Annotated in this window: 19 protein-coding genes and 1 tRNA gene; 10 read left to right on the top strand and 10 right to left on the bottom strand. The window is 56.4% G+C overall.

Features of this window, described 5'->3' with window-relative positions; all coding sequences use genetic code 11:
- Positions 1-59: 59 nt before the first annotated feature.
- Positions 60-1,049, bottom strand: a complete 990-nt coding sequence (locus AB4K19_RS15910; RefSeq protein ID WP_375229263.1) for a TRAP transporter substrate-binding protein — start codon at positions 1,047-1,049, stop codon at positions 60-62.
- 31 nt (positions 1,050-1,080) lie between these two features.
- Positions 1,081-2,319, bottom strand: a complete 1,239-nt coding sequence (locus AB4K19_RS15905; protein WP_375229262.1) for an NAD(P)/FAD-dependent oxidoreductase — start codon at positions 2,317-2,319, stop codon at positions 1,081-1,083.
- A 135-nt stretch (positions 2,320-2,454) separates the two neighbouring features.
- On the opposite strand from AB4K19_RS15905, the gene AB4K19_RS15900 reads away from it, so the two are divergent.
- Positions 2,455-2,970, top strand: a complete 516-nt coding sequence (locus AB4K19_RS15900) for a winged helix DNA-binding protein (RefSeq protein ID WP_375229261.1) — start codon at positions 2,455-2,457, stop codon at positions 2,968-2,970.
- Between the two features lie 31 nt (positions 2,971-3,001).
- Positions 3,002-3,694, top strand: a complete 693-nt coding sequence (locus AB4K19_RS15895; protein ID WP_375229260.1) for an aspartate/glutamate racemase family protein — start codon at positions 3,002-3,004, stop codon at positions 3,692-3,694.
- Here AB4K19_RS15895 and AB4K19_RS15890 read toward each other — a convergent pair.
- Both AB4K19_RS15890 and AB4K19_RS15885 read right to left on the bottom strand, forming a co-directional pair.
- The gene (locus AB4K19_RS15890; protein WP_375229259.1) at positions 3,691-4,914 is read right to left on the bottom strand and encodes a winged helix-turn-helix domain-containing protein; all 1,224 of its coding nucleotides are present in this window, start codon (positions 4,912-4,914) and stop codon (positions 3,691-3,693) included. The two genes, AB4K19_RS15895 and AB4K19_RS15890, sit on opposite strands and share 4 nt — an antisense overlap.
- Positions 4,911-5,885: a LacI family DNA-binding transcriptional regulator gene (locus tag AB4K19_RS15885; RefSeq protein ID WP_375230911.1), complete on the bottom strand. Its 975-nt coding sequence runs from the start codon at positions 5,883-5,885 to the stop codon at positions 4,911-4,913. Before AB4K19_RS15885 ends, AB4K19_RS15890 begins: the two co-directional genes overlap by 4 nt.
- A gap of 187 nt (positions 5,886-6,072) precedes the next feature.
- Here AB4K19_RS15885 and AB4K19_RS15880 point away from each other — a divergent pair.
- The 5 genes from AB4K19_RS15880 to AB4K19_RS15860 all read left to right on the top strand — a co-directional run bounded on the left by AB4K19_RS15880 (position 6,073) and on the right by AB4K19_RS15860 (position 10,403).
- Positions 6,073-6,149 (top strand) — tRNA-Arg (locus AB4K19_RS15880).
- A gap of 167 nt (positions 6,150-6,316) precedes the next feature.
- The gene (locus AB4K19_RS15875; protein WP_436398287.1) at positions 6,317-7,159 is read left to right on the top strand and encodes a hypothetical protein; all 843 of its coding nucleotides are present in this window, start codon (positions 6,317-6,319) and stop codon (positions 7,157-7,159) included.
- Positions 7,156-7,629: a plasmid mobilization protein gene (locus AB4K19_RS15870; RefSeq protein WP_436398285.1), complete on the top strand. Its 474-nt coding sequence runs from the start codon at positions 7,156-7,158 to the stop codon at positions 7,627-7,629. The genes AB4K19_RS15875 and AB4K19_RS15870 overlap by 4 nt, the downstream gene beginning before the upstream one ends.
- On the top strand, positions 7,623-9,176 hold the full coding sequence (locus AB4K19_RS15865; protein ID WP_375229256.1) for a relaxase/mobilization nuclease domain-containing protein: 1,554 nt from the start codon (positions 7,623-7,625) through the stop codon (positions 9,174-9,176). Before AB4K19_RS15870 ends, AB4K19_RS15865 begins: the two co-directional genes overlap by 7 nt.
- Positions 9,177-9,233: 57 nt before the next feature.
- A complete protein-coding gene (locus tag AB4K19_RS15860) occupies positions 9,234-10,403 on the top strand; it encodes a hypothetical protein (protein WP_375229255.1) in 1,170 nt (389 codons plus the stop codon).
- Between the two features lie 17 nt (positions 10,404-10,420).
- Here the strand turns inward: AB4K19_RS15860 and AB4K19_RS15855 are convergent, their stop codons facing one another.
- From AB4K19_RS15855 to AB4K19_RS15845, 3 genes are read right to left on the bottom strand one after another with little or no spacing between them, the layout of a single operon-like run.
- Entirely contained in the window at positions 10,421-10,741 is a 321-nt protein-coding gene (locus AB4K19_RS15855; protein WP_436398283.1) for a HigA family addiction module antitoxin, read from the bottom strand.
- Between the two features lie 39 nt (positions 10,742-10,780).
- On the bottom strand, positions 10,781-11,638 hold the full coding sequence (locus AB4K19_RS15850; protein ID WP_436398281.1) for a hypothetical protein: 858 nt from the start codon (positions 11,636-11,638) through the stop codon (positions 10,781-10,783).
- Positions 11,635-12,819, bottom strand: coding sequence for a DNA cytosine methyltransferase (locus AB4K19_RS15845; protein ID WP_436398280.1), 1,185 nt, complete (start codon positions 12,817-12,819; stop codon positions 11,635-11,637). The genes AB4K19_RS15850 and AB4K19_RS15845 overlap by 4 nt, the downstream gene beginning before the upstream one ends.
- Before the next feature lie 308 nt (positions 12,820-13,127).
- On the opposite strand from AB4K19_RS15845, the gene AB4K19_RS15840 reads away from it, so the two are divergent.
- The gene (locus tag AB4K19_RS15840) at positions 13,128-15,443 is read left to right on the top strand and encodes a Z1 domain-containing protein (RefSeq protein ID WP_436398279.1); all 2,316 of its coding nucleotides are present in this window, start codon (positions 13,128-13,130) and stop codon (positions 15,441-15,443) included.
- Between the two features lie 11 nt (positions 15,444-15,454).
- Positions 15,455-15,880, top strand: a complete 426-nt coding sequence (locus tag AB4K19_RS15835; RefSeq protein WP_375229252.1) for a hypothetical protein — start codon at positions 15,455-15,457, stop codon at positions 15,878-15,880.
- A 26-nt stretch (positions 15,881-15,906) separates the two neighbouring features.
- Here AB4K19_RS15835 and AB4K19_RS15830 read toward each other — a convergent pair whose 3' ends face one another.
- The 3 genes from AB4K19_RS15830 to AB4K19_RS15820 form a co-directional block, all read right to left on the bottom strand.
- Complete coding sequence (locus AB4K19_RS15830; RefSeq protein WP_375229251.1) at positions 15,907-16,806, bottom strand: HNH endonuclease; 900 nt, start codon at positions 16,804-16,806, stop codon at positions 15,907-15,909.
- 102 nt (positions 16,807-16,908) lie between these two features.
- Positions 16,909-17,205, bottom strand: coding sequence for a hypothetical protein (locus AB4K19_RS15825; protein ID WP_375229250.1), 297 nt, complete (start codon positions 17,203-17,205; stop codon positions 16,909-16,911).
- Positions 17,206-17,209: 4 nt separating this feature from the next.
- A complete protein-coding gene (locus tag AB4K19_RS15820) occupies positions 17,210-17,632 on the bottom strand; it encodes a helix-turn-helix domain-containing protein (RefSeq protein WP_072780001.1) in 423 nt (140 codons plus the stop codon).
- Between the two features lie 367 nt (positions 17,633-17,999).
- On the opposite strand from AB4K19_RS15820, the gene AB4K19_RS15815 reads away from it, so the two are divergent.
- Entirely contained in the window at positions 18,000-19,094 is a 1,095-nt protein-coding gene (locus tag AB4K19_RS15815; protein WP_375229248.1) for a tyrosine-type recombinase/integrase, read from the top strand.
- The last annotated feature ends 70 nt before the right edge of the window (positions 19,095-19,164 follow it).

The following is a 19,164-nucleotide window of genomic DNA, read 5'->3' as shown; positions in this document are numbered from 1 at the left end:
GAAGGTTCAGAATTCGGGGAAACAGGCGGCCCCCGGTACCGGAGGCCGCCGCTGTCAGCTTACTGGGATGCTTTGAACGCATCGACGAGGGCCGCACCCTCATCGCCGGCCGCTTCCAGCCATTCAGCGGTCATGGTTGCACCGATCTCGCGCAGTTCGGCCATCAGAGCGTCGCCTGCGGGCTGCACCGTCATGCCACCGGCTGCGAGGCCGTCCATGGTGAACTGGGTATAGGCTTTTGACGCCTCAAGGCCGCGTGCTTCGGCTTCTGCCGCGCAGGCCTGGATCGCTGCTTTGTTGGCGTCGGATACGTCCGCCCAGACATCCTGGTTGACCATCACATAGTTGCGCGGCAGCCAGGCATCGACTTCGTAGAAGTGTGTCAGGCTCTCCCAGACCTTGCGGTCGTATCCGGTTGCACCGGAGGACACCATGGATTCAGCAACACCGGTTGCAAACGCCTGGCTGATCTCTGCAGCCTCAACCGTCACCGGCAGCATGCCTGTGAGCTCGGCAAGGCGGCTTGTGGTGTTGTTGTAGGAGCGGAATTTCACGCCTTCCATATCAGCAACGCTGTTGACTTCTTTTTTGAAGTACAGGCCCTGGGGTGGCCACGGCACAGCATAGAGAAGCTCCAGATTCTGCTCATCCAGCAGGGCTTCGATTTTTGGCTTGGCCGCTTCATACAGCTTCTCGCTGTCATCAAAGGACGGTGCGAGGAAGGGAATGCTGTCAAACCCGAAAACCGCACTTTCGTTCTGGTGACCGGACAGCAGGCGTTCGCCGATCTGGACCTGGCCGGTCTGGATTGCGCGTTTGATATCCGCGCCGGCAAAGAGCGATCCGCCCGGGTGAACTTCGATGGTGATCTCACCATTGGTGCCTGCGCCGACACACTCGGCAAAGGTCACACCGTTTTCCGAATGGAAGTTCGAGGCGGAATAGGCCATCGGCATATCCCACTTTTCGGCCGCCACGGCGGGCAGCGCCGCACCGAGTGTCAGTGCAGCCGTCGCAGCACCAGCCATCAGTCTGTTTGTGAGTTTCATAGAGGTCTCCTTGTTGAGTGGTTTGTTATTTTCATGTCCGGAAACGTTCCGGCGCATAAGGTGCGAGATCCATATTTGTGGGTTGTCCCGCGATCATTCCGGCCACCAGTCGGCCCGTTTTCGGACCGCCGGTCAAGCCGATGTGGTGATGCCCGAAGGCTGTCCAGACTTGAGTGGTGCCGATCTGGCCGATCAGGGGCAGACTGTCGCTGGGGGCGGGTCGATGCCCCATCCATTCGATTTCGTTTCTGGCGGTCATGTTCGGGTAGGCATCGCGGACCTGGCGCCGGATCAGGGCCAGCGGTGCATTGGAAGGGCCTGCCTCAAGCCCGCCAAGCTCGACAATTCCGGCACAGCGCACGCCCTGCGCCATAGGTGTCGCCACGAATTTCCCGGACGCGATCATCGTCGGGCGCGAGGGGCCGTTTTCTGCGTCCTCAAAGACGATGTGGTAACCGCGTTCGCTTTCGAGCGGGACCCGGATCCCCAGTTTCTGCATCATCGGGCGCGACCAGACACCGGTTGCCAAAACGGCATGGTCGCACTCGATGCGTCCTTCGGTTGTTTCGACGGCTGTGATCTGCCCGCCGGTCAGATCGAAATCCTTCACTTCAGCCAGCACAAGGCGTCCGCCTGCTTCTGCAAAATGGTCTGCCAGGGCGGCAACGTATCCGCCCGGATCGCGGATGAACCCATGATCCTTCAGCGCCGCGATCAGCCCGGTTTGCGCAAGATTGGGTTCATAGTCCTGCACGTCCCGGCCTTCGATCAGCTCGGGCAAAAAACCAGCATCCTGGCGCAAGGACCAAGTATAGGCGTCGGCATCAAACGCAGCCCGGTCTTTGTAAGCAAAGCAGTAATCGCTTTCCGTCACCCAGTGTTCGAGGTCTGTACCGGCAACCAGTGATTTATGCTGGGACACGGAATCCGTCACAATCGGTGCCAGATCACGTGCGATACGCCGGGTGTCACTGTCATTTGCATTCGCCAGGTAGCGCACCAGCCAGGGCGCCAGCTTTGGCAGGTAAGACCAGCGCAGGAACAGCGGGAAGTCCCGGGACATGAGCATGCCCGGTGCCTTACGGATCAGACCCGGGGCAGTAACCGGCACCATAGAGACCGAGGCCAGAACGCCTGCATTCCCGTGTGAGGTGCCTTTCCCGGGGCCCGCGCGGTCAATAATTGTAACGTCGAGGCCAGCACGGCGCAGCCAGATGCCGGTCGAAACACCGACAATACCTGCCCCGACAATGACCACGTGTCCGGTCATTTTGGCGTCTCTGGAATGGTCTGGCCTGACGGCATAGTTCCCCCGGGACATGATTCCCCGGCGTCAATACTGACCAACTTTCACAATACGTCAACAATTTGTTGACATTTTATCATCGACAGGCACTCTGATGGCATGTCAGACAGCTTTCTCGGACCCGTCGTTTCATCTGCGCATCTCGCCAGCGGCTCATTTGCAGAGATTTCAGAGCTCGAATACGGGCTGATCCTTTGCAATCATGCTTTCCAGCGCTGGACAGTGCGGGCCATTTCCATGGCCGGCTACCCGGAACTCAGTTCTCTGGATGTGCTTGTATTGCACTCGGTTTTTCACCGGGACCGACCCAAGAAGCTTGCGGATATCTGCCTCGTTCTGAATGTCGAGGACACGCATACGGTCAATTATTCGATCAAAAAGCTGATTAAAGCGGGCCTTGTGAAGGATGGGCGACAGGGCAAGGAAAAGACCGTCGCAGTGACGGAAAAGGGTGCGGAAACCTGCGTCAGATACAAAGATATCCGCGAGGGGCTGCTGCTCAGCTCAGTTGCTGAGCTTGGCTTGGAACCGGAACAGGTCAGCCGTGCCGCGACCCTGCTGCGGCTGATGTCCGGCCAGTATGACCAGGCGGCGCGGGCGGCCACGACCTATTGATTCGCTGCAGCCTTCGGGGCACACAGCAATAATGGCGACCACCGATCCTGCTCTGCTTGGCATCCTCATGCTCGACACAAAATTCCCGCGTATCCCGGGGGATGTCGGGAACCCGGACACGTGGGATTTCCCGGTGCGCTATTCGGTCGTGCGCGGTGCCACACCGCAGGCTGTGGTCTGCCAGGACCCGGAACCATTCGTGCGGGCTTTTATTGCAGCCGGGCAGGACCTCGTCTCCTGCGGATGCCGCGGCATTGCGACGACCTGCGGATTCCTTTCGCTCATCCGCCCGCGTCTGACAAAAGAACTTGGCGTGCCGGTCGCGGCATCGGCACTGGAACAGGCCGCCCAGATTCAGGCAACGCTTGGCCCTGGTCGTCGCATCGGTATCCTCACCATCTCGGCGGCGAGCCTCACCGGACAACACCTGGCGGTAGCGGGTGTGCCCGCGAACGCTGTCGTATGTGGCGTCGAGGATACTGACTTTGCCCGCAGCATTCTGGGCAACGACACGGCGCTCGATGTCGCGCAGGCGCGTCACGACCTGTCAGAAGCATCCATGCAGATGACCGCTGATGCGCCCGACATCGGTGCCATCATTCTGGAATGCACCAACATGGTGCCCTATGCGCCTGATATCGCGCGTCTGACCGGCGTGCCTGTTTTCTCGGTGTATTCCTATCTGACGTGGTTTCACGGCAGCCTTGTACCGCGCACCTTCTAGCGATCATGTGCGTGCAGCCAACCGTCTTCGAACGTGACAGTTGTCACGCCACCCAGTCTGGTCAGCCGTGCAAGTTCCGCTTCGAAAGCGGCCATCCGGCCTTTGCCCCAGCGCACGCCGTGCTCTGGCCACAGTGCCCGCACAACCAGGGCGTTACGGTCCCGGAATGCTTTCATATCCACGCGCCCGACCAGCCGGTCCCCTTCCATGACCGGGAAAACGTAATATCCGTATTGCCGTTTTGCTTCGGGCACGAAAATTTCGATCCGGTAGTTAAAGCCAAAAAGCCTTTCTGCGCGTTTTCTGTCGCGCAGGGCGGGATCAAACGGGCTGAGCACACGCAGTCTGGAACAAGGGGCTGTGTCCAGTGCCGGATCATCCGAAATGTCCGGGCGGGCCAGACTGTCACGCGCGGTACCATCCGCACCCGTAATGCGTACCGGCTGAAGCCGACCCGCCGCCAGTTCTTTGGCGCACCAGTCCTTCGCTTCTGCAAGTGTGACGTGATCCCAGAATGCCGCCAGTTCTGCCGGCGTTGCGAATCCAAGCCGGTCCAGAGCGCCGCTGCAGCACCAGTCGATCGTTCTGACCGTATCTTCGGGTGACTGAAGCGGGCCACACAGCGCCTCGTCAATCACCCGTTCCGTCAGGTCGTATCGCTTTTTGAAACCGTCACGCCCCACAACGCAAAGCGCGCCGCTACGCCACAGATACTCGAGCGCCGTTTTCGATGGGTGCCAGTCCCACCAACCGCCGGAACTGCGTTTCTCGCCTGCGCCGACGTCGGAAGAACACAGGGGCCCTTCCTCGCGTATCTGGTCCAGCACCGGCTGAAACTGAGCCTCAAACCCGTCGCGCCGCCAGTCGCGCCATCTGCTCCGCAACAGCGCTGCGTCACGCTCGCGCCGCAGTTGCCACCACCCGTAAAAGCTCATCGGAATGACGGCGGCGTCATGGGTCCAGTGCTCAAACAGCACCCGGTCTTTTTCATAGAGGGCTTTGAGATCTTTCGGCCGGTACCTCGGCCGCCTCGAAAACAGGATCAGATCATGCGCGCGCGCCAGAATACTGATGCTGTCCAGCTGCACAAAGCCCAAGCGTGTGATCAGGTCCAGCAATGCATCGCCGCGCGCATCGCCTGCTGGGGTTTCCGACAGCGCGTGCCGGTCGAGAAAGAGGCGCCGGGCCTGAGTGTTTGTGAGGGTAAGGGTGTTCGTCACCGCCGGTATCGGCGCAGCGTGTCACCCCAGGAGATTTTTGAGGACAGGGTGACGTGGCCGGGATCTTCCGGCGTCTCATCCTCGGCAAGGGCGCTGCGTTCGAGAATAATTTCCGCAGCTTTGGTGCCGATTTCTTTGCGACACGCGTCCATCGTTGCCAGCTGACGCGGCAGACCGTCGAGCAGCTCGACGCCGTTAAAGCCCGCCAGCCCGATCTGCCCCGGAACATCTATGCCTTTGTCCAGCAGGTGGAGCAGACCACCCGCGCCGATCATATCATTTGAGTAATACAGGAAATCCAGGTCTGGTGAGCGTTCCAGCATCGCTTCGGTCATCTCGCGACCCTTAGCCAGCGCTGAGCCACCCGAATAGAACTCGCGGTCTTCGATTTCGACACCAGCCTTGGCGAGGGCTTCGGTGAACCCCTCAAACCGTTTGCGCGCGCGATGGTCGAGCGGCATTTTCGTGCCCAGAAATCCGATCCGGTGATATCCCTGCTTCAGGATGGCGGCGGCCATTTCCCGACCTGCCCGCCGGTGAGAAATCCCCACCATCGCGTCAATGGGCGTGCCGTCTGTGTCCATGATCTCAACGACGGGAATGCCCGCATTCTTCAGCATCGCACGTGTCGCATCCGAGTGTTCCAGACCGGCGATGATAACGCCTGAAGGCCGCCAGGACAGCATTTCGTAGAGCACCTGTTCCTCTTTTTCCGGCAGGTAATCCGTGACGCCGACCACCGGCTGAAGCGGCGTATCCTCAAAGGCCCGGTTGATGCCAGTGAGCACTTCCGGGAATACCATGTTTGACAAAGAAGGGATCACGACCGCCACCAGGTTCACACGCTGAGACGCCAGCGAGCCTGCAATCTGGTTTGGCACGTAGCCCAGCGTTTTTGCAGCCTCCAGCACCTTGTCCCGTGTTGCGGCTGACACATCACCGCGATTGCGCAGTACCCTGCTGACCGTCATTTCCGATACGCCGCAGGCTTCTGAAACATCCCGGAGTGTAAGCGGCCGCTGTTTTGGTCTTGTCACAATGTTTTCCTGTGCTGTTGGCCGATGTTAGCGCAGGACAGACCCGGGCTTCAACCACTTGCAGCGCGACGTATATCTGATCATGACAAACATCGTCAGCTGAACTAGAACTGACGCCAGCGGTCCCGTGGCTCAACTGGATAGAGCAGCCCCCTCCTAAGGGGCAGGTTGCAGGTTCGAATCCTGCCGGGGTCGCCAAAACCACCTGAAAAATATGGCTTATTTGCAAGGGGTTCTGCAGAAGCCTGCAGAAACGCCCGTTTCATTTTCCGCCGAATTCTCCGAAAACGACCGAAATCTCGTACAAAACCTGTACAAAATTCGCACGTCCGTGCGGCTTTTGGGGCAATCCGATGAGTTGGCGGGTGGCAAACGCTTGCGCCGAACGAAAGTTCGGGAGTGCGACGCGCAAGCAGATCATCATGTTTCTGGCCGACAAGGCGTCGGATGATGGCTCGGGCATCTGGTGTTCCAAGGGGACGATCCAGAGGCATACGGAGCTGGGTGAGACCACGGTCAAGCGGACGATCCGCGACTTCCTGAAGGAAGGCATCTTGGTCGAGACTGGCGCGCGGGGGTGCAAGAATGGCTTCACCGTCGTGTATCGGATCGATCTGGCGCGGATCGAAGCGCTGGAACTGACTGCCGAGCCCGATATTGAGACGGGGGCCACAGTGGACCCCGTCCAGACTGGCCCCGGAACGGGGGCCGCTGTGGCCGGGGTACCGGGGCCACCATGGCCCCCAAACCATCCTAAAACCATCCATAAACCTCCTTCGCGCGATCGCGTGGTGGCGGAGGATGAAGAAGCTGAGAAGGTGTTGGCCGCCTACCCGCCCGACCGTGTGCGCGGGAAGGCTGAGAGTCTTGGGCGGATCAGGGACATCCTGGAAGCTGGAACAGAGGCCGCGGACCTGTTGCAGGCCGTGAAGGCCTACGCAAACGAGAGCGCAGGCTTCACCCGGTCGAAGGTCTGTTTCTCAGACAACTGGTTCAAGTCTGGGCGTTGGCGCGCCTACGTTGAGGACATCGCCAAGAGCCGGGAAGAGACGAAGGCCAAGGAATCCGAGATGCTGGCAGGCTTGGCGAACTGGGTGACGGACAAGCACCCTCTGTGCCGCCGCATCACACCCGGCCAGATCGATGCGCTCTTGGCCACAGAGCTGGTCACACAGGCGCAAATCCAGGCGGCGGGCCTCAGATCATGAGCATCACCGATCCCACCGAAGCGCAAACAGCAAGGCGACCCATGTCATACGCTGGCGCTGATGACACGGGACCTTGCGAGGGGCGGCAAGCCTCCCCTTCGAACCCCACCGGCGCGGGCAAAGCCCCCGCGAAAGAGCCACTGACCGAGACCTTCGTCTTCCGCTGCACCGCGTCAGAGAAGGCCCAGATGCGCGCCAAGGCCGAGGCGGCTGGCCTACCTGCCTCGACGCTGCTTCGCGAGGCGCTTGGCCTGACGGAAGCTCGCCGCCGCAAGCCCATCCCTCGTGTCGATCCGGCGCTTGTGCTGGCCGTTGGACGCATCGGCGGCAACCTCAACCAGATCGCCCGTTGGCTCAACCACGCCATTAAGGTCGGGCGGACCGACCTCGACACGCTCACCGTCGCCCGCCGTCTTGTGGTGATCGAACGCCAGCTTGCCGCGCTTCTTGATGAGGCGCGGCGGTGCTGATCAAGTTCTTCCCCAACGGCAAAGGCGCGGGCGCGGGGCCGGTCGGGTACCTCGTGGCCGAGCGCGTGCTGGCCTATGACGGCAACCGCGACCTGATCCGCGATGCCGATGGCCAGCCCGTGAGTGTCACCCGCGATCCGCTGCCCGAGGTCCTGCGCGGCAATCCTGAACGCACTGAGGCCCTCATCGATGCCAGCCGCCACCAGTGGATCTACCGCGCGGGCGTGATCAGCTTTGCCGACAGCGACGATCCGACCGAGGACCAGCAGGCCGAGGTCATGGACCACTTCGAGCGGCTGGCCTTCGCGGGGCTGGACCCTGAGCAATATGAGGTGCTCTGGGTCCGCCATCGCCACGAAGGCCGGGTCGAGCTTCACTTCTGCACGCCGCGCCTGGAGCTGACGACCGGCAAGAGCCTCAACATCGCGCCGCCCGGCTATCAGGACGCCTATGACAGCCTGCGGGACGTCATGAACCAGCGCCATGGTTGGGCCGATCCGATGGATGTGGAGCGCGCGCAGGACGTCCGCGACACCGTCGAGGCCTCGACCCGCGCTCAGGGCCGAGAAGAGCTGCACGCGTGGATACAGGACCAGATCGATATGGGTCTGATCACGGACCGCGCGACCATGATCGACGCGCTCACCGACGCAGGCTTCGACCTACCGCGCACCGGCAAGGCCTACATCACCGCCCGCGATCCCGAGACCGGCGAACGCTGGCGGCTGAAAGGAGAGATTTTCCATGAAGACTGGCAAGCCGACCCGGCTGAGCGAGAAGCTGAACGCGGAGCTCGACGAGATCAGGCAGGAACACGTCGCCTCGATCTCGTCCCAACTCAAGAGCTTCAGGATCGATTTGAAGAACATTGTGGGCGCCGCGCAGCATACCATCGCGAGCGATACGCGCCGCTTCCAGATCGAGACGGCGAGTATGTTCGAGACGCGGCTGAGATCGATCCGCCTCTGGCTGACGATCTCGCCCTGGCTGATCGCAGGGATGGTGCTGACGGGGATCGCCTCGATGATGGCCGCGAGCTATTTCTGGACGGTGCATCTGACACGCTTGGAACTGACGGAGCTGGGCCTGACACGGATCGAGAGGCCCGAGGGGACATGGCTGATCCTGGACCCATCGAAGACACGCCTGCGCACTTGCACGATGGGCGGCCAGCAGGTGACCTGCATACGGATCGAGGAGGATTAGATGACCCAACTGACAGCCTTGGAACGCGACTTGCTCGCCTGCGTCGAGCGGTTGGTGACGGCCTCAGAGGCCTCCGCGAAGGATTTGACCGCCTTGGAGACACGCTCGACCGGCAGGATCGAGAGGGAGCTGGCTGGCTTGAAAGACTGCGTGACCTTGCTCATTCGTTCGCAGGCCGCATCCATGAAGGCCTTGAGCGGATTGCTGAACGAAGAGGCGAGCTACAAGACGCTGAACGAGAGCTTGCAACAGAGCTTGACCTTAGCGAAGGCCGCCGCCGAGAGATTGAAGGACAGCTAGACAGCCAAGAGGCTCATGCGGAGCCGGGGTTGAGGCATTGAGGATGGCGTTGGCGATCAAACATCGACACTCCACTTGGCGGGACCTAAACGGAGCTCATGAACCTATTTGAAACAAAGCTCCCCGAAAAACGCCTCCACCCGAGTTTCAGGCAAATCATTCGAGACCCTGGTGCCGGTCCGGTCCGTGAGGTTATCCAATCTTGGGCAGAGGGCCTTCTGGATCGTCGAGGTGAACAGAAGAAATTTGTCACCGAATTCCAAACGACATTTAACTCTGCATTTTGGGAAATTTACTTGAACAGAGCTTTTGCTGAGCTGGGATTCAAGGTTGACTACACAAAGGCCAGTCCTGACTTCAGCGTGGAGTGCCCAAGTGGGTATCAGTTTAATGTTGAGGCTGTGATTTCTGATCGTTCTCAAGAACCGGCAAGAAATCCTAACCAAGATCAGGAGGCGGACTTCAAGCTTCTGAATACACTGAAGCTTGCTGGCAAGATCAAAGACAAGCGGGATATCTATCTTGGCCAGAAGGGCAACAAGTCTCCATATTCAACTTTGGATCACGTCAAAGGCCGCCCATTTGTCATAGCAGTTGCTCCATTTAACAGTGATCATTCCTTGATGCAGAACAACGAGATCATCAATCGTGTTCTCTTTGGTATCGAAGCCCCTGATCAAGGGTCCTTACTCACGGGCGTTCAAAAGAAAGTATTTTCAGTCTCGAAACCGTCGGGCGCTCCCGTTGAACTGGGGATTTTCACGAACGACTCATACAAGGAAATCAGCGCCGTCGTTTTCTCGACGACCGGCACATACGGTAAGGCGGTTGTCGCAAGCGGGATCGACAGAGTCGTTCGGTCAACTCGTTATAGACAGACGCGAGAAACAGCTTCGGAACTTGCAGATGCCCGAAGCAATCTGGGTGTCTCTCATCGTCTTGAGAATCCTCGAGACTACCGAATTTCACTTAGGTTCGTTTCCCAGGGTCTCATTGCCGGGTCAGATGTGAGAATTTGCGGTTCTGACCGATATCAGGAGTCACACTTGGACGGCTTGCATATCTATTACAATCCGTTTGCCGACATTCCACTCAACCGCGCAGTCTTTGATGCTGCGGAGATAACGCATAATTGGTTTGATCGCGAGAGCGGCCAGCCGATGCACCAGCACCCAGATGGGGCGCTCGTTTCGAGGCAAGTGTTTGAGCCTGCTCCAGGGATGTTCGAGTATTTGGTCGCGCAATTCAGAGCCCTTTACGGTATCTAGCCGCTATCAGCCTCAATTTACACCGAACCATCGGCAGTCGAATCCGACCACGCAGCAACCAGGGGCTCAATACCAGACACATCGATCTCCTTTGCCGCTCGGGCAATGTCATAGTTTGTCTGCAAGTTCACCCAGTAAGCCGGGGTGGTGTTGAACACCCGTGCAAGGCGCAGCGCTGTATCCGGCGTGATGCCAGTTGTGCCTTTGGTCAAGCGCTCTATCCGTGTTCGATGCACGCTCAGTCGCCGCGCAAAAGCGGACTTATTTATCTCCAAAGGATCAAGGTATAGCTCCTTGAGGACAACTCCAGGGTGCATGGAGGTTTCGAGCAATTTCACCTTACCTCCTTCTAGCGCTGTTCCGAGAATGCGTATCCATCACGAACGACGAATTGGTGTGGGTTCAGTCGTTTTTTGCTTGGCGCCGTCACGATTGATTGTCGTCGTTCGAACAGTTTCAGCGCCGTGGTGTGCGACTTCGATCTCAACGGAATTCACGTCTTTTGGATTACCTCTGAAGCACTCATGCATCGCTTGTAGAATCCCAACGTCGGAAATCTGGTTCACGCGAGGTTTGGGATTATTTCTCGGACTGGGGACAGTTCCCGGGAACAGATAAATGCATGGTGGAGGCAGCTTGTACTGTCCAACCTCAGTTAGACAACCAGGGTCCAGCGCCACTTTTGGACAAGGCCGTGCTGTTGTGCCGCAAATCCAGTCCCAAACTACCAAACCGTCGATGCGTTGGCCGCGATCGATCATCTCAGCACTCAACCGCGTGTGGATGCCTGACCACACGTTATGTCGTGGGTCCGCACCCGGGTTGCTACAAACGCTCCAAATAACAAATTCGTCTGCGTGTGGCGGGCGCTCAAAGATATTGGTGTTGTTGCCGTCTAAACAGCCTTTCAGTTCAATTATTGCAGTTCTGCCATTGTTCAGTTCAACAAAATAGTCATGCCTGTTGGCTTCCCCCGCAGAGCCCCAGTCGGCAACAAAACCTTCGTCCTGCATGTAGCTCAGCACTAGCGCCACGAAAGCACGTTTCTCTTTCATGGAGGCCGAGAACTGTCCGCGAATCCTTTCTATCGACCCTCGAAAGAGCCCAGATTGATAGAAGTCTTGCTCGTCCAGGCCATGATCACCCAAGGTGTGTGCCTGGGTCTTCAATACTTCCGAAAACTCGAGAATTTTCTTCCGCAAGTCTTCATTCTTGTTGCAAGGAATTTCGCTCAAAACTGTCTTACCAAATATTCTGCGTTTGCCTGGTCGATTATTGGCTCGAAGAGGTGAGCACTCAGGTGCCGGACGACCGGAACCGCCACGCCATCTCCAGTCAAGTGATAAGCCTCGTTGTAACGTTCTGGAAGTTCATAGTTGTCTGATAGTCCCATCAACCTTGCAGTTTCTCTCGTTGAAATTAGCCGAGAGCGAATTCGTGGCCCGTCAACGACCATCACCAACTGCCGTGATGACCCTCCTGCTGGTGTACGGAGGCACCCAGCTATTTCATCAAAGCGAATCTCCGCACGTTGAACTTTGATCCCATGCTCATGTCTTGTGCGCTTATAGATTGTGCCGACCATCCGGGTTTTTGCCCGCTGCGCCGTCTCAACTTTTGCAAGATTGACCTCGCTCATCATTGACAACAGTGCGGTTGTTTCTTTTGGAGTGTGCCAAGTTGTCGAACTTGGGTTATCTTCTACGATATCTACAAAATTCATTTGCCGTTCGCCGGGTGTCGGTGGGCTGAACCACCGCCAGTTTGCGCGCAATTGCTCGGGAAGCTTTTGGTACGCCCTTAATAGGCGCGATGGATGCCAGTGTTTGGTCGGCGAACTCGAGACGTTCGGTAGATCATTTGCTATCTCTCTCGACACCCCAAACATGAACAGTCTTGGTCGAGATTGAGGAACGAAATCCGCAGCGTCAGCAACAAGTGCACCAAATGCATAGCCAAGCTCGTCTAGTGCGGAGCATATCGCTGCAAAGTCTTTGCCATCATGTGATGTCAAAGTTCCCAGTACGTTCTCGAGCGCTAGAATTTTTGGCGCTCTCCCTTCGTCCTTCAGACAACGAATATGAGAAACAAACGGCCAAAACGTACCGGAGCGATCTCCTTGTAGGCCCGCACCAGCTCCTGCCAAAGACAAGTCTTGGCAGGGGAAGGACCCCCACACTAGGTCAGGGCTACCAGGGAAGTCCTCTGATGATAGGTTTCGAATGTCAGCAACCAATAAAGACTCGTCGCCCCAATTTTTGGAATAGGTTACACCCTTCTTGCGATCAAAGTCGTTTGCGAACAGGCAATCCCATCCAGCACCCAATCCGGCTCGCACCATTCCGCCACCAGCAAAAAATTCGAAGAAACTAGGCATCGATGGGTGCTCCTGTGCGATTGCCTTGCTGTAGTTCATCAGACAGTTTGGCAAGAACCGCCTCAGCGATCCAAGTGTTCCGGGATACGTTGCCAGGACGCAGTTTTCGGCACTCATCTATAGCCAACCAAATCTCGGCGTCGAGGCGAATGCTCTGTCTTTGTCGCTCATCCATTGGCGTTCTCCTAAAGTCTCCGCCTAAATAGGCGCCTGTTTGGCGCCAAAATCAAGAACTTAATGTGAACATTTTGCCCGGTCACTTGCCCGCACAGGAGTATTTGGTCGACTGTCGACATTAATGTGTGTACAGCGTACACGGTTGTGAACTTTGTACACGGAGGTGGGAAATGGAATTTGATGTGGTCGGTGTTAACGAGATTGCAGAGATGGCAGGGGTTTCGCGGCAAGCGGTAGTCAACTGGAGAACGCGCTCCTCTGATTTCCCTCTGCCACTCAAGGACTTGGCGTCCGGTCCGATTTTTCGTCGGTCTCAGGTCCGCGCTTGGTTGCGTCGCAACAACAGAAAGATTCAGAATGAAGATATCGGCCCAAGCTTTTATCCTCGTTTGAGAAGTTTGAGGGGGGACGACGATGCGCTTGCTGGCTGCATACAAAACGTAGTCGACAATTTGGAAACAGCTGCGACGTCGAGCCAACGTCCAGGAATGTTGTTGGGCAAAATTCAGAGCGGCAAAACGCGAGGCTTCGTCGGCGCCATCGCAGAAGCGTTTGACCGTGGATATGACATCGCGCTCGTTCTGACTAAGGGAACGAAAACACTGTCCGCGCAAACAGTTTCAAGGTTGAGTAGCGATTTCAAAGAATTCATCGATGAAGACGAGTTGATCGTCTTGGACATCATGAACTTACCGGGAAAGCTGACGCGAAGCGAGCTGCGGCGCAAGATTGTTATAGTAGCTAAGAAGCAGGTCAAAAATCTCGAACGGTTGATTGACTTCGTAGAAAACCAAGCGGGTTTACAGAAACGAAAGCTACTGTTGATCGACGATGAGGCCGATTTGGCGAGTGTACGTTTCATCAAAAAGCGTGGAGAGGATGAGGTATCTCAAGGGACAATCTCCGAGCAAATTGATCAGCTTCGTGATCTGTCGACCGAAGTAGCGTTTCTCCAAGTCACTGCCACACCTTACTCGCTATATCTTCAGCCCGAAGACTATGATGATGCTGCTGGCTATCTGTTCAAGCCCAAGCGGCCTGCGTTCACACAACTTCTCCCGATCCATGGCGGATACGTAGGTGGAGATGACTACTTCGGAGCATTCGAGGATGATGATCCTCGATCCCGCCTGATTGTCGAAGTTTCTGAAGAGGAGCAAGACGCATTGAGGCGTGCGGATCAAAGAAGGATCAGTGCGGATCGTGTCTTGGAAAGCTCCAATACGGATGGTCTGCGCCGTGCGATCGTTACATTTATTGTAGCGGCTGGAATACGTCAGGCTCAGCAGTTGGAGAGCGGCGATAAGGTCAAAAAGTACTCGATGGTCATCCACAATGATGTTCAGAAGGCCGCACATTCTTGGCAGGATCAAGTGATCGATTGGATGTTCCAAGCCCTGCACAAGACCGCTGAGACCAAGCCCACAAATCTCAAGCCCGTCTTCGACGCGGCATTTGATGACCTATCAATTTCGATTCAAGGCCAAGGTGATTTGGTCCCAGACCGAGCGGAAGCTTTCGACATTTTCATAGATGCGTTGCTGAGTGGTGATGTGGTTGTTGAGCGAGTGAACTCCGATGGCGATGTCGTAGCGCTTCTCGACCAAAACTCGGAGCTTAGACTAAGAACGCCGTACAACATCTTTGTCGGTGGCAATATCCTAGATCGCGGCATAACCATCCCAAACCTCATATCCTTTTACTACGGTCGAAACCCACGGACCATGCAAGCGGACACTGTTCTGCAACACTCCAGAATGTATGGCAATCGCAGCAGAAGCGACTTAGCGGTGACGCGCTTTTACACATCGAGACGAGTATTCGACCGCCTATACACGATCAATGAGTTTGAGAATTCTTTACGGGAAGCCTTTCACAAGGGAGCCCACGATCAAGGAGTTGTCTTTCTTCAATCTGACCCAAGCAACGGAATCAGGCCATGCGCGCCAAACAAGATCAAATTGAGCGACGTAGTCTCCATTTCGCCTAGTAGCATGCTGTTGCCTTCCGATTTTCAGACGCTGGGCGGGCAGAAGATGACCGCAATCCAGTCTCGTTTAGATCAACTCATACCCAGCGACTGGAGAGATAGCGGGGAGTTTGTCCAGATATCCAAAGATGATGCCTTCGCAATCTTGGACACCATCAAAGGAAGCATGCAGTTTTCCAGCGTCGAATTTGAGTGGAACGCTATGAAGGCGCTTATCAACTACTATTCAGATCCAGATGGACTGGTCTCAGTCATTGCTGAGACGGGGCGCGAGTTGACAAGGCAAGGATCTGGAGACAAGTCGGGCCGCTCAATTCTGGGTACAGCGCTACGGAGAAAGGTGCTCGAAACTCATCGCGCTTTGCCCACGCTCGTTCTATTGCAGCAAAAAGGCGGACGCGAACGCGGGTGGTCGGCGCACTCGTTTTGGTGGCCCGTACTCGCGGCTCCTACTGATCAAGCACCGTGCGTCTACGCATCCAAAGTGACTAGCTAGGGACCGGGAGAATGACGAACCCATACGAAATAGCCACCATCTTCGCCAAAGAATTCGCCTCAATGGAGTATGCTCTGAAGAGGTCTTCAAAGTATTTGAGGAAGGACAGAAACGTTGCTGAGGCCGACTGGAATGCCTTTGCTAAGCACTTAGGGCAGGAATTCTATGATCACGTCGTGAAAACTGGGATTGCACCGACCTTAATCGGCAAACCGCCACGGCGTCTGCTTGCGAACCTGCAATGGGACCCGCCAAACCCAGTACCGCTGGCGAATGTTGATCAGCTCATCATCAATGGCGTGTGCCGCGTTCGAAATAGCTATCTTCATGGAGAGAAGTTCACCGGGGGCCCCGATGGACAATGGGAAAGAGATACCAAGCTAGTTGCGGAAGCGTATGCGGTGCTTGTCGAGGCGAGAGCATTTGCACTTAGCTGAGCGCAAAACCGCTGGACTTGTGACCTTTAGACTTTGAACCGGTTCTCGCGGTGCCATTTGATAAACTCCCGCCTTGGTTGATTGGCCAAACGTTCTGGAGCGAGCAGCCGGCCTGATGGGTTGATCATCGCTGCCATCGCTTCAAAGTTGTTGCTTTGCCGCGAAACGAGAATTTTCAAATCATCTGAAAGGCCTACGAGCTCCCTATCAAACATCCAATGCACGGTGCCAGACAACGCCAGCCCATTACTCACGATATCTGGGCCGTCACGTTCTACTGGTATGATATGAGCAGCCTCGACCTCAGCGCGTCCGCCGCCGTTTATCAGGCGTAGTCCTGTGATCGCACAGCGTTCGCCATATGCGCGAAATACATTCTTCCTGAAGTTTCGGTCGCGCACCGCTCGATTGGTCAGTTGATTGACGCGATCCCGCGCTGTGAGATGCTGAAATGTAGCCTGGGCGTCTCGGAATCCGGGCTCTTGGTTGGTCTGATCGACACGAGGCAGAAAATCGTCGCCTCGACCTAGTCCGCGTTCCACGATCCGGGCAAAATCTTCTGCTGAGAGTGGCCGCACCGCAGCCTGAGCACGTCCGGAAATATTTCCTAGATCGTTCAACACCCCTTGTTCTACAACGCCGTCGGTGTCGCGAAATGGCACTGGGTCACCGAAATCGAGGTAAGTCCCAGGTTCGATCACGGCCAGGTACATATCATCGCTGCGAGGGTCCGCTATAATCTCTTGCACCTTCGCTACGGCGAAGTAGCCTTTGGTTCTTTTGACTTTGGTGGGTTCAAGATAGACGATCCAGTCACCTTCACACTGCTGCACACGCGTCAGGTATTTCTTGGGGAACTGGTATCGTTCTGATGGGACGTCATCGTAAACCGAGTCTGTCCGGTGGATGAATACTCCAAACGTCATGCGAAATGGTCTCGCTGCCAGACAAGCTGGACCCAAAACTTAATCGCATAGGCTCGTCCGTCACATGCCTGCATGGCTGAGAAGCAGCATTTTCTGTTTTGCCTACTCAGCAATCAAACGCCCCAGTTTCTTGCTAGCGAAATGTAAGGTTAGAACAGAACCTGTTAGGACGGGGACAAGAGCACCCGCCATCGCAACGAAGATGACGAGGCATGCGGCGAACCAACCGAAGTTAGTTCCGGTGGCGAAGAATTTGAAATGAATAAAGCCCGCCAGATACACGGCACTCGCGCCAAGATAGACATCGTACAATGGTGATAGCGGGTCGATTGCAGTTTTTCGACCACGCTCCAAAGCTGCTTGGCGAATACGCTTCCATTGGTCGCTTGGTTTTTGCATTTGCTTACTCCCTTACGAGTTCGATCCATGTGTGAACATCATCATCCGTCACTTCCCGCCCCTCGACATGCGACTGGTACCAACGCGCTACGATCGCCCCGCGCTTTTCACTTTTGATTTTGATGTTTTCCGCGTTCAGGTGCTGATCGAGCGAGGTCTCGATCTCCTTCAAAGCATTGAAATCGTGGCCTGCGCGTATCGCTTTCGTGCCCAACAACAACCAGGGCACATCGACATCGAATTGCTCACCGAACGCCACCAAAGCTTCGACCGGAATGCCGCGCTGGCCCTTCTCGTAGCTGTGATACGCCCGTGGCGACACACCGAGCGCTTCAGCCATCGCAGCTTGTGATAGTCCCGCTTCATTGCGCGCAATGGTTAGGCGCGCACCCATCGAAGCAAACAATTCAGCGTCTTTCCGCGCCATTCGCAGTTTCCATTTGACGATATCGTATTTTTTCGCGAATACTGCAAAAAATGACGAACTATTCCGGTTATTCCCATCTGACCACGTCAAATGGTGCTTAACAAGCGATTCCATGCGGCGTGCAGTTTCAACTCAAGCGGACAAGGACGACTGAAATGGTAGAGACCGACAAATCAGACAGCTCTCAAATCCTAGGCCTTGGGAAGACACCTGCCCAATGGGTTGATGTCATGTCCGGCATGGGCATCGACATTTCAGAACGGACCTTGCGCGAGAGGGCAAACGAGACGGGTGCTTTCTACCGCCTTGGGCGGACCATGCTTATCACGCCCGCGCAGATCGACAAGATTTTTGAAGGAGGCCAGGCATGCCGCTCCAAATCTACAAGAGGGGTCGCTTCTACTGGGCTAAGGGCTGGGTCGAGTACAACGGCAGGCCAATCGCAGGCCCATACAGGCGAAGCACTAAGGCATCTACAGAAGCAGGCGCACGGGACTGGATAAACCGCGAGACCGAGCTTCAGATTCGCCGCCATGTTGTTGGCGATGAGCCGAGCAAGACGTTCTCCGATGCGATTATGCTCTACAATGCCTCCGCCAAGACCGCGAAGCAGTTGATCCCAATTGTTGAAGAGATTGGTGACATGCCCTTGGGCGCGATTTCTGGTGCGCTTTTGAAAGGCCTGGGTCCCAAACTGAAACCCAAGGCGTCGACCGACACTTGGTGGCGCGAGATCGTGACTCCCGCGAGTGCGGTCATCAACAACGCGCACGAGCTGGAAGGCACGCCTCTGATCCGGGTGAAGCCCTATGACAAGTTCGAGCGAATTGCTCAGGATAAGCGCCGGGGCAAATTTAGCCGGGTGGAACGCAAGCCCGCCGATAAGGAATGGATCGAGGCTTTCTGCAGTGCCGCTGACCCATATAACGCCGCTTTGGTCCGATTCATGTTCGAGACGGCAGCGCGGATCGATCAGGCTGTCTCGATTGAGCCTGACGATCTGCGACCCGCCGAGAACAAGGTCAGGGTGAAGGCGCAGAAAGGTCATCCAGAAAGCTGGATCACGGTTTCACCTCAAATGATGGATGAACTTCTGGCACTACCGCCAAAACGTCCCAAGAACCGTAAAACCGGTAAATTCATGAAGCCGCGCGTCTTTGGCTATGGAAGCTCCACTGGTTACAACACACGCTGGAAGACGATCTGCAAGAGCGCGGGCATCCCATACCTCTCAGCGCACCCCGCAGGCAGGCATGGCTTCTTCACTGAATTGGTGGTTCGCCAGGGCGTCGATCCTGTCACCGCAGCCAAGGCGGGCCGGTGGTCTGACCCCAATTTGCCCATGCGTATCTATGCCCATGCAGAGACGGATGAGGCCGATGTCAGGGCCCGTTTTCGTACAAACCACGTACAGGCGGACACTGTACAAACACCCAAGAGCAAGAAATTACAGAAGGAATAGCGCTATGAACGGTTCCCTCCTAAGGGGCAGGTTGCAGGTTCGAATCCTGCCGGGATCGCCAGCTTCCTGA

Source organism: Roseobacter phycocola, assembly GCF_042055075.2.
GTDB lineage: Bacteria > Pseudomonadota > Alphaproteobacteria > Rhodobacterales > Rhodobacteraceae > Roseobacter.
The sequence above is the reverse complement of the archived record's forward strand: the minus strand, read 5'-3'. Positions and strand labels throughout refer to the sequence as shown.